At 40.1% G+C, this 15,629-nt stretch carries 17 protein-coding genes; all 17 read left to right on the top strand.

The genetic code is table 11. The features are described from left to right. The coding region (locus tag PGRAN_RS16870) for an immunoglobulin-like domain-containing protein (RefSeq protein WP_036068094.1) at positions 1-427 on the top strand (427 nt) is incomplete at its 5' end. A gap of 119 nt (positions 428-546) precedes the next feature. Next, a complete protein-coding gene (locus PGRAN_RS14180) occupies positions 547-1,047 on the top strand; it encodes a DUF4352 domain-containing protein (protein ID WP_241433370.1) in 501 nt (166 codons plus the stop codon). Between the two features lie 28 nt (positions 1,048-1,075). After that, positions 1,076-2,362: a nucleotide sugar dehydrogenase gene (locus PGRAN_RS14185; RefSeq protein WP_036068097.1), complete on the top strand. Its 1,287-nt coding sequence runs from the start codon at positions 1,076-1,078 to the stop codon at positions 2,360-2,362. Positions 2,363-2,376: 14 nt separating this feature from the next. Continuing rightward, positions 2,377-3,105, top strand: a complete 729-nt coding sequence (locus PGRAN_RS14190) for a YveK family protein (RefSeq protein ID WP_036068098.1) — start codon at positions 2,377-2,379, stop codon at positions 3,103-3,105. 6 nt (positions 3,106-3,111) lie between these two features. Further along, on the top strand, positions 3,112-3,789 hold the full coding sequence (locus tag PGRAN_RS14195; protein WP_036068099.1) for a CpsD/CapB family tyrosine-protein kinase: 678 nt from the start codon (positions 3,112-3,114) through the stop codon (positions 3,787-3,789). Positions 3,790-3,800: 11 nt separating this feature from the next. Then, entirely contained in the window at positions 3,801-4,451 is a 651-nt protein-coding gene (locus PGRAN_RS14200; protein ID WP_036068102.1) for a sugar transferase, read from the top strand. A 25-nt stretch (positions 4,452-4,476) separates the two neighbouring features. Beyond that, on the top strand, positions 4,477-5,211 hold the full coding sequence (locus tag PGRAN_RS14205) for a WecB/TagA/CpsF family glycosyltransferase (RefSeq protein ID WP_036068105.1): 735 nt from the start codon (positions 4,477-4,479) through the stop codon (positions 5,209-5,211). After that, positions 5,212-5,724 (top strand): acyltransferase, encoded by a 513-nt coding sequence (locus PGRAN_RS14210; RefSeq protein ID WP_036068106.1) that lies wholly within the window; start codon positions 5,212-5,214, stop codon positions 5,722-5,724. 8 nt (positions 5,725-5,732) lie between these two features. Next, on the top strand, positions 5,733-6,980 hold the full coding sequence (locus PGRAN_RS14215; RefSeq protein WP_036068108.1) for an O-antigen ligase family protein: 1,248 nt from the start codon (positions 5,733-5,735) through the stop codon (positions 6,978-6,980). Beyond that, positions 6,977-8,416 carry an oligosaccharide flippase family protein gene (locus tag PGRAN_RS14220; protein WP_036068110.1) on the top strand — a complete coding sequence of 480 codons (1,440 nt, stop codon included), beginning with the start codon at positions 6,977-6,979 and terminating at the stop codon, positions 8,414-8,416. Before PGRAN_RS14215 ends, PGRAN_RS14220 begins: the two co-directional genes overlap by 4 nt. A gap of 210 nt (positions 8,417-8,626) precedes the next feature. Continuing rightward, positions 8,627-9,490: a glycosyltransferase family 4 protein gene (locus tag PGRAN_RS14225; RefSeq protein WP_241433371.1), complete on the top strand. Its 864-nt coding sequence runs from the start codon at positions 8,627-8,629 to the stop codon at positions 9,488-9,490. A gap of 46 nt (positions 9,491-9,536) precedes the next feature. Further along, positions 9,537-10,121: a cyclic nucleotide-binding domain-containing protein gene (locus tag PGRAN_RS14230; protein WP_036068112.1), complete on the top strand. Its 585-nt coding sequence runs from the start codon at positions 9,537-9,539 to the stop codon at positions 10,119-10,121. A gap of 208 nt (positions 10,122-10,329) precedes the next feature. Next, positions 10,330-11,313, top strand: coding sequence for an ROK family protein (locus PGRAN_RS14235; protein WP_036068115.1), 984 nt, complete (start codon positions 10,330-10,332; stop codon positions 11,311-11,313). A 57-nt stretch (positions 11,314-11,370) separates the two neighbouring features. Then, a complete protein-coding gene (locus tag PGRAN_RS14240) occupies positions 11,371-12,171 on the top strand; it encodes an HAD family hydrolase (protein ID WP_036068119.1) in 801 nt (266 codons plus the stop codon). 21 nt (positions 12,172-12,192) lie between these two features. Continuing rightward, on the top strand, positions 12,193-13,368 hold the full coding sequence (locus tag PGRAN_RS14245; RefSeq protein WP_036068123.1) for an MFS transporter: 1,176 nt from the start codon (positions 12,193-12,195) through the stop codon (positions 13,366-13,368). 598 nt (positions 13,369-13,966) lie between these two features. Continuing rightward, complete coding sequence (locus PGRAN_RS14250; RefSeq protein WP_077914713.1) at positions 13,967-14,701, top strand: AcpB/EbpR/MafR family transcriptional regulator; 735 nt, start codon at positions 13,967-13,969, stop codon at positions 14,699-14,701. Positions 14,702-14,741: 40 nt separating this feature from the next. After that, entirely contained in the window at positions 14,742-15,578 is an 837-nt protein-coding gene (locus PGRAN_RS14255) for a hypothetical protein (protein WP_036068128.1), read from the top strand. Positions 15,579-15,629 lie beyond the last annotated feature (51 nt).

Consider the following 15,629-nt stretch of genomic DNA (forward strand, 5'->3'; position numbering starts at 1 on the left):
TGTTGCCGTGAAGGTCAATGACACAACGTACAGCCGAGTACCAGTAAATGCAGATGGTAGCTACAAATATTACATCAAAGATAAAGTGAAGAGCAAAGACGACGTCGTGACTGTCCTTGGTTATGACGATGCGAACACGGTTATTATACAAAAAGTAGTGACGATCGATCCAGGTGTAGCACCAACGCTTACAACTGATGAGTTTGTGGTTGGCACAACGAAAGAAGTAACCGGTAAATTTACTGGTGGCATCAAATATGTCGGCATTAAAGTAGGCGACACAACGTACGACCGAGTTCCAGTGAGCGCAGACGGAACGTACAAATACTATGCCAAAGATAAAATCAAAGATACAACAACAAAAGTAACCGTTCTTGGCTATGACTCAGTTGGATTAGCTTTAGAAGTAGAAGTAGCAGTTAAATAAATTTTTGATACAACACGGTGTGATGACTAAATGAAATTTAGTCATCACACGCTTTTAAAAAAATAACTTTGAAAAAAAGGCAATTTTATAATAAAACTAATGAAACATAAAGGAGTAATATGATGCTAAAAAAAGTTGTATTAATAGCGATGTCAGGAGCTTGTGCCTTATCATTAGTCGCATGTTCTGGATCACCTTCTAATGAAGAAACTCCCAAAGCAAAACAAGAAACAAAAATAGAAAAAGAAACAACGTATCCAGTGAAGACAGTAAATAATATTGAAATGAAAATTAAAGATATTGAAACAACGGAAAATGGAAAAGGCGACAAAAGTATCGTACAACTAACGATGAGTTTTAAAAATGAAACGAGCGGTAAATACGGTATTGGTGGCAATGACTTTATTTTGAAATCTGGCGATAAAACCTACACAGTAAAAACCGATGCAAACAATATCGGGACAGAAATTGATCCGAATAAAACAGTAAGCGGTGCAGTGAACTTTGAATTGCCAAAAGACGTAAAATCTGGTGAGTTTTCTTATCAACCAGTGACATTTGGAAAAGAAAAACCAAAAGTACTCGCAACATGGAAAATTTCCATTCCAAGCAATAAGTAATTTTTAAAATCTATGAGGAGATGATTCTTTGAAAATCGCAGTAATTGGGTTAGGCTATATCGGTTTACCGACGGCTATCATGTTTGCTAATCATGGTCAGAATGTGGTAGGTATCGATCTGAAAGAAGACGCGGTGAACATGCTTAACGCAGGAAAAATCCACATTGAGGAGCCAGGACTTCAAACAGAGCTAACGAAAGCCTTACTATCTGGGAATTTTAAAGCGCAGTTAAATCTAGAGGAAGCGGATGTTTTTATCGTTGCAGTGCCAACGCCTAATAAAGCGGATGCCTATCTATCATGTGATTTAACGCATGTCAAAGATGCCGTTCAGAAAACAATCCCTTATTTGGAAAAAGGAAATGTCATGATCTTAGAATCCACTATCGCGCCACGCACGACCGAAGATGTCGTGAAGCCGATGTTGGAAGAAGCAGGATTTATCGTTGGAAAAGATATCTTCTTAGTCCATTGTCCAGAACGTGTATTACCTGGGAAAATTATTCACGAGTTAGTGCATAATAACCGCATTATCGGTGGTTTGACGCCAGCTTGTGTCGAAGCAGGAAAACAAGTGTACGGTGTCTTTGTTCAAGGAGAATTAATAGAAACGACTGCTGGTGCTGCTGAACTATCGAAACTGATGGAAAACACGTATCGCGATGTCAATATTGCGCTGGCGAACGAACTAGCCAAAATTGGCGATACGCTAGGCATTAACGCACTAGAAGTCATTGAGATGGCTAATAAACATCCTCGCGTGAACCTACATTATCCAGGTCCAGGTGTTGGTGGTCATTGTTTAGCCGTTGATCCATACTTCATTGTTGCAAGCACGCCAGAAAATACGCCACTGATTCAACAAGCACGTGCGATCAACAACTCCATGCCACACTTTGTTGTAGAGAAAGTAAAAGACTTTATGACAAATATCGATGGCAAAAAAGTGACTGTTTTCGGTGCGACATATAAAGGTGATGTCGATGATATTCGTGAAAGTCCAGCCATTGAAATTATACAGCTTCTAGAAAAAGAAACGGATTTCGAATTATCCGTATTTGATCCCCATGTGAAAGCATCTTGGATTGAGCCTGATTTTGAAAAGGCTGTAGAAAATGCGGATTTAGTATGTGTGTTAACGGATCATAGTGAATTTAAAACAGTAACAGCAGAACAATTTGCAGGCATGAAACAACAACATATTTTCGATACAAAAAATGTGATTCCGGAGTTAAAAAAAGTGGCGATTTACAATATGGGAAACTTATATGAGATGCAGAACAGCAGTAAAAAGTTAGTTCCAATAACGGAATGAGCCAGGAGGAAACAATGGAAGATAGTTTAAATGTAAAACAAATATGGGACCTGTTGAAAAAGAATAAATGGATCATTTTCATAAGCATGTGCATATGTGCCTTACTTATGAGTGGATACCTTTATTTCTTCTCCACACCAATCTACCAAAGCGAAACACAAGTATTAATTAATCAGTCTGTTCCACAGAATACGATTGTCCAATCACAAGATGTACAGGCGAACTTACAGCTAATCAATACCTATACATCCATTATCATGAGTCCACGAATTTTGGAGCAAGTATCTAACAACATGGATGACGCTTATTCCACAAAAGAACTCGAGCAAATGATTAAAGTAAATAGCACCTCGGATTCACAAGTCATTAAAATTAATGTAGAAAGTGCCAATGCCTCAGACGCTGTAAAAATTGCCAATGAAACAGTCACTATATTCAGTAAAGATGTTCCGAAAATAATGAAAATTGACAATATTTATGTGTTATCAGAAGCTTCCTTAGATGCGGATGCAGCACCAGTAAAACCTCATACTTCGTTACTCATTGCAGTTGCAACTTTGCTAGGCATGATATTAGGGGTTGTCATTATGTTCATTCGTAATTTGTTTGACCGCTCGATTAAAACAGCGGATGATATAGAACAAATATTAGGACTTCCTGTATTATCCATCATCAATGAAATAAAAGACGATGACCTACTAGAGAAGAAATCAGGAAGAAGACGAAAGAAACGGAAAGGATAATGTTCATTGAGTAAACAAAAAACAGCTAAAAGAAAGTTAATTACCGCAGTAAATCCCAGTTCTCCAATTTCGGAACAATTCAAAACGCTTCGAGCAGGCATCCATTTTTCTTCGGTGGATAAAGAGTACAAATCGATTTTAGTAACTTCACCAGAACCAGAAAGCGGTAAATCTACCGTGTCAGCGAACCTTGCGATTTGTTATGCCAAGCAGGGAAATAAAACACTACTAATTGATGCAGATATGCGGAAGCCGACAAGTCACCGGACATTTGGAATTCCTTATAATGTTGGTTTATCCGACATGCTTACAGATAGCAAAACAGAGCTTAAAGACGTATGTCATCAAACAGAAATCGAAAATTTAATGGTTTTAACGAGTGGTACCATGGTGCCTAATCCAAATGAATTACTAGGCTCTAAAAAAATGGAGCAGTTGCTAAAACAATTCGCAGAACAATTCGACCAAATTATTATTGATACCCCACCTATTCTAGCTTCATCTGATGCGCTTGTTTTAACCCCCTATGTAGAAGGCGCAATTGTCGTACTTTGTAGTGACAAAACACTAAAAGAACGCGCAAAAACAGCAGTACAACAACTGCAAAAAACGCATATTCCAATTATCGGTACGGTTTTGAATCGTGTGAAAAATAATTCGAGTAACTACTATTACTATCAATGAGGGAGAGTGCAATGGAGTCCATTAAAAGCGTGGCTAAGTCCACAAAAACAACTACTAAATTTTACCCGATTGTCAAACGCGCGATGGATGTGCTAGGCGCAAGCGTTGGTTTACTTCTTTTAACGCCGTTCTTTATTGTCCTAGCATTGATCATTAAATTAAGCGACTTGAATGCTCCTGTCTTCTTTAAACAAGAACGAGTTGGAAAAAATGGCAAGCGATTCATGATGTATAAATTCCGCACGATGATTCCGAATGCCGAGGCAAAACTCGCGGAGCTGCTTCAGTTCAATGAAGTAGAAGGCGCGATGTTTAAGATGAAACATGATCCACGGATTACGAAACTAGGCGGCTTTTTAAGAAAGACAAGTATTGACGAATTACCGCAACTTCTCAATGTGTTAAAAGGCGATATGTCCCTTGTCGGACCACGGCCACCACTTGAACGTGAAGTCGCTGAATATTCTGTACGCGATTATAGAAGATTGTCAATTACACCAGGCTGTACAGGTTTATGGCAAGTCAGCGGACGAAACGATGTTAGTTTTGCGGAAATGGTGAATTTAGATTTAGAGTATATTCAAAAAGTTAGTTTTGCGTTAGATATGCAAATATTACTCAGAACGGTGCGGGTTATTTTTGTCCCGAATAGCGCCTATTAAGTCAGAGGAGAAGTGAAAGATAGTTATGACACGAACGTTTTTATTAGGTAGTTATGTCGATTCGCTTACGATGCAAGAAACGTTAAATAAAGTAGAAACGATTATTCGTATCGGAAAACCAGTGCAACATGTCGTTATTAACGCCAGTAAAATTAATTTGATGGCAGAAAATAAGGAACTTGCAGATATTGTGAATGCATCACCGCTTATCAATGCGGACGGTCAGTCCATTGTTTGGGCGATGAAATTCCTTGGCCATGAAACGCGTGAAAGAGTTACTGGTATCGATTTGTTTGAAAATTTAGTTAAAAAGAGTGCTGAGAAAGGCTATCGTGTATATTACTTCGGCGCTAAGGAGGACGTGGTGCAAGATGTCGTCCGCCTGCATCAACAAAAGTATCCAAAACTGAAAATTGCTGGGTATCGAAATGGTTATTTTGAAGAAGCGGAATCAGAAGAAATCGCGCTGGATATCCGGAAATCGGAAGCAGATATTGTCTTTGTTGCTTTTTCCAGCCCTAAAAAAGAGCAATGGATTCATGCGTATAAAGACACGATGGGCGTTCCGTTTGTGATGGGCGTTGGTGGTAGCTTTGATGTGATTGCTGGTGTGACAAAACGTGCGCCGCAATGGATGCAAAAGACAGGGCTCGAGTGGTTTTACCGTTTCATGCAAGAGCCGAAGCGAATGTTCAAACGCTATTTTGTCGGTAATTTGAGTTTTATATGGAAAGTCTTGAAAGAAAGGTGGCGTCAATAATTGCTAGCTAAATTTACATTCTCATTACTTAATATTTTCCCGATGCCGAATCGACTGGTTTTTGGACGGATCGTTCGTCACATAAAGAACCAGGTGGCTCAGTCTTTCTTTGGAAGTTGCGCGAAAAATAGTAACTTGCGACCGAAGCTGAAATTACGCCATCCTAAAAATATTCACCTTGGTAAACGTTCATCGATTGGTGACAATGCGCGCATTATTGCGACGGCTCCTGTTCATATTGGTGATGATGTATTGATGGCACCTGACGTGGTGATTTTAACGGATACGCATTGTATCAATGGCAGGGAAAAGATTTTAGATAGCGGAACAACAAAAAAACCTGTGTTTATTGGAAATGACGTTTGGATTGGTACACGTGTCACGATTTTGGCAGGTGCAGAAATTCCAGATGGTTGTGTGGTTGCAGCGGGCGCCGTTGTTCCAGCAAAAAAATATCCACCATACAGTGTGATTGGTGGTGTGCCTGCAAAAGTGATTAAACAAGAGAGGTAAGGATAACTTTGCTCAAAGAAACCAAAATTTTTATATTTTTATTCGCAATTTTCCCCGTCGTTGATGCGCTGAATGGTTTTGTACTATCAGCTGGAATCAATCTTCCTATCGGTGTTGCCTATCGCCTTGTCTGTATTGCCTTTCTCATTTTTCAAATTGCTAGAAAAGGATTTCCGAAAAGGCTCTACACGATTTTGTCTGTGACTTTTATCTTTTGTGGTATTATCTCGCTGTTCATTCAGACGATCGTATTACAAAATGACTTGTCGGCGCTCCTATATGATTTGACGAATATGACTAAATTTTTCCTCTGGGCGCTTATTCCTTATTATGTGTATCAGCGTAAGGATCAACTGAAAGAGACGAGTTATGAAAAAATCTTCCTAGCTATTAGTATCTTCTTTACGCTAGGGCTGCTCATTCCGTATGCACTTGGGATTGGTAATCAAACGTATGCTGGTTCTGATGCTGGTTATAAGGCTTTCTTTTTTGCCAATAATGATACGACGATTGGGTTCATTGTTTCTGCGACTTTCACTGGTTGGTATTTGTTTAAACAGACGAAAGCGACGAAATTATGGACGCGTCTGATGCTGGCTTTGCTTTATCTAGGTAATTTACTTGGTTTGTTGCTTTTAGGAACGAAAACAGGAATTGTATACGGCGTTATTTTAACGATTGTTTTACTACTTCGCTTTTTCTTCTTTCAAAAACGTATCGGTCCAGCTGTGAAGTGGGGGATAGGAGTTACAGTAATCGCTGTGTTGACGCTTATCGTATTCCAAGGTCGTGCTTTTATTGTAGAGACGATGTCAGGACTTGTTCAACGACTCACTTATTTCTACAACTTGTATAACGGCGATTTAGTTCGCTTTATCACCAGTTCGCGCAGTGAATTCTTAGATTCGGCCTTCCGCTCCTTTACGGATAGCGGCAACCTTATGACACAGCTTTTCGGTTATGGGTTTAGTCAACGCGTGGCAACGTGGGGACTCGGTGATTTAGTGGAAATGGATTTCTTTGACGTATTTTTCTCCCTTGGTATTTTGGGGCTCCTTGTTACACTTGGCCTCTTACTCTTCTTCTTTATTACATCGTGCAAAAAACGAAGCATCTATAGTGTGCTCTTCCTCATCCTCGTACTTTACGGCGCCTTTGCCGGACATGTTTTATTTTCCGCCCTATCATCGACTTTGTTTGGTCTCGTATGCGGCGGCCTATTCCTAAAAAAAGAAAGCTTGTGTGAAAAAGAATGAAAGCTCTTGTCAAACGGTTAATGCAATTTGCAGTTGGTTCCCTCGGTTCTGCGGTATTAAATTTGATGACCATTCCCGTGATTACATTTTTTATCACACCGGCAGAATACGGGAAAACAAGTATGTTTATGTTGGCACAGACGTTGTTAATTTGTTTCATCTATCTAGGTTATGATCAGGCGTTTGCGCGCGAATTTTATGAATACCCGAACAAGAAAAAACTGTTTAGCACGGCGATTATCATTCCAATGCTGTTTTCAGGTGTTGTCATTGCTTGCATGTGCTGGTTCGCTGAGCCAATTTCTACTTTCTTATTTGGAAGCGGCGTGTATCGCCACGCAGTGTATCTCATCGCCGCTTCTATCCCATTTCTGATATTTGAACGGTTTCTCTTCTTGTACATTCGGATGCAAAATAAAGCGCTAGAATTTTCGTTGTTTAACATTTTAGTGAAGCTTAGCATTTTACTCTGTACCGTTCTTTTCCTCTTATTTTTCTCCCATACGTTTATCACAGTTATTTACGCGACGATTATCGGCCAAATTATCGGAGACACGATCTTAATGCTACGAAATGTACGCATCTTGTACATGAATCCGGTGAAGACAGATCCAGACCTCTATCCGAGACTCGCCAAGTTTGGCTTGCCAATCGCAGTAGCGACAATTATTTATAGCTTGTTTGTGATTATTGATAAATTGTTTATCCGTTATTTTTGTGATTTTGAACAACTGGGTTTATACACGGCAGCTTTTAAAATTGCGAGTGCCCTGTTGATTCTGCAGACAACGTTTTCTAATTTTTGGGTACCAACAGCGTACGAATGGTATAAAAAACACAAACCGATGCGCTATTTTAAATTGGTGAGTGATAGCATTATGTTCCTCATCGCGATTCTATTCATGGGACTTCTGTTGTTTAAAGGCGCCATCATGATGGTTTTATCCCCGGATTACAGCCAGGCGCAGTATATATTCCCATTCCTTTGCTTTTATCCACTGATGATGACGGTGAGTGATACGACGAATCTTGGCATTGTTTTTCTGAAACGAAGCTCACTGAACATTCTTGTTTCCATCATTGCTCTTATTGTATCTATTGGCTTGAATTTTCTACTTGTGCCGAAATATGGCGCGATTGGGGCTTCAGTTGCCACAGGATCCGCTTACATTGCGTTCTTTTTAGCACGGACGTATTTCTCGATGCGGATTTGGAAAGGTTTTTCTGTAAAAAGTCATCTGATGACAACCTTACTACTTGTTGTCGCAGCTAGTTTAAATATTATGATTCACACGGTGTGGCTGATCTCGATTATCAATGTGGCTGTATTATTATGCATTATCGTTATCTACATCCCATTACTTCGCACGCTATATCGTTCTTATTACGCCAAACGGCAACCATCTATTACACACGAGAAAGGAATTGAAGCATGAAAATACTTGTTATTGCTAATATGTTTCCATCGAAAGAATATCCATCATACGGCATTTTTGTAAAAAACCATGTTCGCTTGCTAGAAGAGGCAGCAGACAAAATAGAGACGATTACGATGAGGAAAGAGTTAAATAAAATGAAGAAGCTTTGGCTCTACCTCATCTTTTACTGTCGCATTTTCTTTACCTTGCTTTTTAAAAAAATACGATATGGTCTACTTGCATTATGCGTCTCACAGCGCATTCCCGATTTTGGGCGCTAAGTTTCTGAATCGCAAAATAAATCTTATTGTCAATCTCCACGGTAGCGATGTGTTCCCGGAAACATCATTCCAAGAACGCTTGCAAAAATGGGTAGCGCGACTTCTAAAACAAGCAAGTCATGTCGTTGTCCCGTCGGATTATTTTAAGCAGGCCGTTATCAAACGGTATCATCTTGCGTCTCAGAACGTCTTGATCTCGCCATCAGGAGGCGTCAACCGCGATTTGTTTGCACCGCAAGAAACAGCGAAAGATACGTCTGTTTTCAAGGTTGGTTACGTAGGACGCATTGATGTCGATAAAGGTTGGGACGATGCGCTTCGTGGTTTTTCTGAATTTAAGCACCAATCGAACCGACCAGCACAACTGATCATGATTGGAAGCGGCAAGGAAAATCCGCAAAAAGAAGCTCTTATTGAAGAGCTTGGCTTGCAAGAAGATGTTCGTTGTTATGATTTATTGCCGCAAGAAGAACTTGCTGCACTTTACAATGAGATGGATGTCTTTGTTTTCCCAAGTCGTAGAAAAGGAGAGAGTCTGGGCCTTGTTGGGATTGAAGCGATGGCTTGTGGCATTCCGGTGATTGGAAGCCAGATTGCGGGTATTCAAGGCTACCTCGTCGAAGGGGAAAATGGTTACTTTACAGAAGTTGGGAATCCATATTCGATTGCTGAAAAATTGCTGGAGTTCCACGCCAATAGTGAGGAAGAAAAAGAGCTGTTAAGCCAGAATGCTTTTGATTCCGCGATTCCTTACGATCAATTGCAGGTGCAAAAAGATATGGTAAATATGTTAGCAGTTTTAGCGAAATAGGTTTGAGTTATAAGAGTAAGACGTTACATGACAAGGAGGAGAATAAATGCGAAAACTAGAGAGTAGTGTCATTCAGTTAGAACGGGGGGAAGTGTTACGCACCTGTGGTGAATATACAATACTTCAAGGATACATCACATGTCGAAAAGGAAATCATTTATTGAAAATCTTAAAAGAAGAATCTTTCATTATCTCAGAGGATGCTTTTATGGGAGGATTAGTAGAATATCAAGCGCAAAGAATTACGTACGTTGCCTTCATGCCAACGATATTAGCGACGGATTTTCTGCACAAACAAAAACGAGCACAGCAAGAGATCATCCAATTATTTACGCATCAGTTAGATCTATATGCGCTACCTGTTAAAGAGCGTGTAATGGCATTATTATATCGAAGTGCGTGTGAAATTGGTGAATTTAAGATGGATGAGTGCCGTATACCCTCGATTTTGACCCAAGTAGAAATCGCAACATACACGCATTGTACGAGAGAATATCTAAACGGTATTCGGAAAGTACTAATAAATGAAGGCTGGCTTGGAGCAAGTAAGGATTGGGTGCTTTTAGATTGGGACCGTTGGAGAGCACATATATCAAATGAAGCAGCAGCCGCTGTTTATGAACATATTTAAAAGCAAATGTAAGATCGGCGTCCAGTATCCTGGCATGGGAAATACGTCCATGTAAAGAAAATACAGCAAAAGTAATTAAGCTAGCAGAATACGCTGAGTTTAGTTGCTTTTTTGTTATATCAAAGAAAGGCTTTACATTTTAGAATAAATTTCATATAATTAATGTACTTAATTAAGTTGGTTAATTATATATGAGGTGGTGAAGCGAGTGGAAAACAAGCATGTGGTAAAAGAGGCTAATTTGAATAAAATCAGAAGTGTTTTGTTTAGGCACAGATCGGCGACTAAAGCGAAATTAGCCAATGAATCGGATATCAGCACAGTCACCGTCAACGGCCTCGTCAAAGAACTTGTGGAAGCGGGCGAGTTTATTGGAGGAGAATTGATCCATCCTAAAATTGGCCGTCCATCCGTACACTATCATTTTAATTATGATTTTGAGCATTATTTATTAATCTCTATTCAAGAAGCCGCGGGGAAACTACATATTGTTGCGAACGTTGTAAACATGCGAGGCGATATAAAAATAAGCAGAAATCAGCCCATGGAAAAGGTGAACATAGAAACGGTTATCGAAGTTGTCACAGAAATACTCGCTCAAAAAAGTGAAATCACAACGATTGCCATCTCCATTCCCGGTAAAAAAATCGACTCCAAAATCGTTGTTAGCTGGCGTGATGAGCTGAATGGTTGGGATTTGGAAAGCGAGATTGCGGGGCGATTTGGCATTCCAGTTCATGTCGAAAATGATGCGAATCTAGCAACGGTGGGCTATTGTAAGGAAGTTGCTATTCCAGATTATTCCTATGTTGTTGGTATTTATTATTTGCCGATGAGCATGCCGGGCGCCAGTCTTTTTCATAATAATCAACTTTTCCGCGGGCAGAATGGTTTGGCGGGTGAAATTCGTTATTTACCGCAACTTATCGGTCAAGAATGCGCTAGTTCGTTCGAAGCGTCGGCGCGAAATTTGGTGGATATTATGTGTATTTATAACAGCCTCCTTGCACCACACACGTTTGTCATTCATATGGAAGGTTTAGAGCAGCAAGCATTAGAAGCCTTGATTTTAGAAAATGGTGTTTTGCATGAGCAGCCAAATAAGCCGAATTTTCATTGTGCGGATTCGTTCAATAAAGACGTGATGGCGGGACTTCAATGGCTGGCGATGTCGAATTTGGCGTGGTTGTAGGGACGGCATCATCAATAAAGAATGGATCGCAAAATTAGAGAATCTGGGGGTAGGAAAATGATTAAATTAGTGATTACGGATATGGATGGGACTTTTTTGAATAGTAAGGGAGAGTTTAACCGCGAGCTTTATCGTGAGGTGAAGCAATTGATGGTGCAGAAAAATGTGGCGTTTGCGCCTTGTACGGGGAAGCAGTGTGACCGAGTGGAGCAGATTTTTGGACCGGAAGATACGGAAGGTTTGTGGATTTTAGGGGATAGTGCGGCGCGAATGAAGTATAATGGGGAGTTTGTTTATGAATCGCTAATCAAGAATACGTTGGGACTTGAAATGATTGCTAAGTTGGAAGCGATTCGTCTGGATTATGTGATTATTGCGTGTACGCCGACTGGGGCGATTGTGAAGGATACGGTGCCTGAGGAGATTTTTAATCGGATGAAGCATTCATACTCGGAGCTGCGTCGGGTGGCAGATTTTAGTGAAATTGACTCCGATTTTGTTAAAATTTCTGTGTATGATGCGAAAGAGGATAGCTTTCATACGCGAACGCAACTGGCAGATTTTTTTGATAAGGCATATATCGTTGCTTCGGAGGGTGCTTGGATTGATATTTCGGATGTTGGTGTCCATAAGGGGACGACGGTGGCGAGGCTACAAGAAATATTGGGCGTGACGCATGAGGAGACGATGGTTTTTGGTGATGGTTTGAATGATTTGGAGCTGATGGAGGCTGGACTTTACAGTTTTGCGATGCGTAACGGTTTCCCAGAAACGAAGGCGGCGGCGAACTTTATTGCGAGGTCGAATGATGAGGATGCGGTGCTGCATACGATAAAGCAGATTTTGTCGTTGCAATAATTTGAAATAAAGGGAGTTATTATGGAGAAAAAATGGTATTACGCGATTTTAGTTATTTTTACAACATGTGGCTTTAGTTTTTCTAGTTGGATTTCCAGAACGCCGGAGTTGCGCGATATTTTGCAGGCGACGACGGGAACGATGGGGATTATCTTGCTCGGATTGTCGATGGGATCGATTCTTGGATTGGTGCTCGCCAACGTATTTGTTCGGGCGCGTGGCGGTAGATTTGCGATTATGACGAGTGCCTTTTTTATGTTTGGCGGCTTCATCACGCTGGCAACTGGGGCGCTCATCGCGGGTCAAATTGTGGTTTTCATTGCCTTGTTTGTATTTGGCATGGGGGCTGGGATGTGCAATGTTGCGATGAATTTGGAAGGAACCGAGATTGAGTATCGGATCAAAAAGACGATCTTGCCGGTTCTGCATGCGGCATTTAGTATCGGGACACTTGCGGGAGCTGGCGTCGGGGTACTTTTTATCAAATTCGGAATATCGGTTAGCCTGCATTTGACGATTGTCGCATGTTTGCTATTTGCGATGTTGATGATTTCGACGCGGTTTGTGCCGGCAGGAATTGGCAAGGATTCAGTGGCAGATAAGAAAGCGAGCGCTGAAGCATCACCGTCAGACAAGCGTTTGTGGCTCAATAAACGAACGGTGGCGCTGGCGATTATGGCATTATGTCTGGCTTTTGTCGAAGGTTCCGCCAATGACTGGATTCCGCTTGCGATGGTGGATGGCTATAACGTTTCGCATAGCTTCAGTACGATTATTTATGGTGTTTTCTTGACCGGTATGATTAGCGGGCGTTTGGTTAGCGGCAGGCTGATCGACACTTACGGGCGGGTTTTGTTGCTCCGCATTGCCGTGGTACTCGCTGCGATCGGCTTACTTCTAGTCATTCTGAAAATTTCGATCGTGTTGTGCGTCATCGCGATATTCCTGTGGGGACTTGGCGCCTCACTTGGCTTCCCGATGACGATTTCAGCAGCTGGAGACGAGAGTCAGTACGCGGTGAAACGTGTGAGTTTGGTGACGCTCGCGGGTTATGGTGCCTCACTTGCCGGACCGCCGTTGCTTGGATTCTTAGCGAATTATTTTGGTTTGCTGAATGCGTTTATCTTTGTGCTTGTCGCGATTTGTGTAGCAGGCTTATTTACGAGCAATGTTGCGAAAATCCGGCAAATGTCGTAATTTATTTTCAAACAAAAACACCCCGATTTCTCAAATCGAATCATTGAGAAATCGGGGTGTTTTTTGTTGAGCGCGCTTATGGAACGGTTTGTGTGTATATGTGCAAGAAGTCGCCATATAGCGCTATCTTGTGAACATTACCTTAGAATGTTTTTGTGTGGTGATTTTTATTCTTATCATTTATAATTTTTTTGTTATTTTGACTCTTACGTACGCATAGATTTTGAAGATATTATCTGTAATAGCAATGCAGTGGATGAACTCGAAATTGGTATGAGGTGCGTTTCCCATCACAGCTTTTGCTATGGTTCCTACGATCAAGGTTGTTCCTTTGAAGGAGTCGTCGAAGGTTAGTTTTACAATAATTGCAGATTCTATTTTGTTTTATATAGATCTTTTTATGGCGCTTTTTTTATGGGCGATCTGCGGGCTTTTTAAGTGTACTGATAATGACAAATTCCGATGTTGTTATAGTGGTGAAATTGAGATTTAGGTCAACTGTTTTTTCGTCAGCTAGTAATAAGTAAAAAAAGCTTGAAAGAGAGCATAGTGTAGCGCTGATATTAGAAAATAAGGAGTCTAACTTAGAGATTAAATTTTGAAACTTCTTTTAGTAGTGTTAGAATACACTCAAGCCGAATTTGAATTAGTGCGTGGGGGGGTGTATGAATTTATAAAAGAAGCTAATACGGCGGCTTTGTTTGCTATAATGCCATTCGGAGGGGGATTTACCATGAATCAATTTTTTTCACAACTAGTTGCTGATAAAAAGATAAAACGCCAAATGAAATTGATACAAACTATTTACAATGCTAATTATCCGATAACACTCGATGAAATTGCCGAGGATTTTGGGACTTCAAAGCGAACGCTATTTCGAGATATAAAAGAGTTGGGGGATATTTTGCCGGAAGACAATGTTGTGGAGTTGAGTACGGTATCAGGCTATACAATGTCGGGGTACACGATCAGCCAGGAGCACTTAATAGACGATTTAATCACAAAAATTTCCGAAAGATCGCCAATATATATGATTGTTAATAATATATACGACGAAATATTTCTGACGATTGATGAGTGGGCGGATGACTTATTTTTATCTACCTCGACCTTGTATCGCTATTTAGGTCATTTGAAAAAGGTGTTAAAGGATTTTAAACTAGAATTGACTTTAACACCGGTCGCAATCGTTGGTGAAGAAGTGAACATTAGACATTTCTATTTTCATTTTTTCTACAATACCAATGATATTTCTTCGATGAATAGACCGACAAAACGCGATCAAGCAACTTTTCAAGCATTGCATCGTTTTTTTTTCAGATTGGACAGATAGAAAAGTGGTTACACAACACCTGAGCACATTATATTGGATTATGATTACAACGAAGCGCTTAGAACAAGGCCATAACCTGGTACTAGATGAAAGTTTAAAAAAATTGGTGAGGAAGTCACCAGTACATGAGATTAGGCATCAATTAGGACCGCTTTATTTCCCAAATATTGAGGAAAAGTACATTACAGAGGATGAAATCATGTATGCTTGTTTGCTGTCACTCGATAGTTATGTATACGAAGCAGGAGAGGTAAATGCAACTGCGAAATTGTTGGATGCCGAAGATTTAGAGATAATTAATCAATTTTTAGTCCGTGCTTTTGCTCAACTAGAGAGAGAATTGCCAGAGAAAGAAACGATACCCTTGATCGAGATGTATTTGCGTAACGTTTATTTTCTTTCCAAGCTAACACCACTATTTCAAAAAAATAATTCTGAGATAAATAAGTTAATAAAGCATAGACACCCTAATCTTTATACAAAATGGTTGCAAGTATTGAGCGACGATCCAATTAGAAAGCGTTTTTCCATAGAATATGTAGAAGATGTTGCGGTTAACCTTGCGATGTTTACTTATTCTTCGGAGTACGGGGAATCCGGTAAGAAAAAACATGTTTTATTTGCATTTGACGGAAAGAAGGCTTACTTGAATTATTTGAATGTTTTGGTAAATAATTTTGTAAATCAGAACATAAAAATAACTTTCCTTGTGAACCAGCATATAACAAATAAAATAGTGCAGGAGTTAGCTGTGGATATTGTTGTATACAATTATCGAGAAGATAGTGAAGCACTTCATTGTAGCAAATATAAAACAGAGCGGATGCCTACAGAGCGTGATTGGCAAAAGATAAATAGCCTAATTTTTGATGAATAATATTAGTAAATAATATAAGCAAAGAAGTGTAACTTCAATGTTGTGAGTTCT

This window comes from Listeria grandensis FSL F6-0971 (genome assembly GCF_000525835.1).
GTDB classification, from domain to species: domain Bacteria; phylum Bacillota; class Bacilli; order Lactobacillales; family Listeriaceae; genus Listeria_A; species Listeria_A grandensis.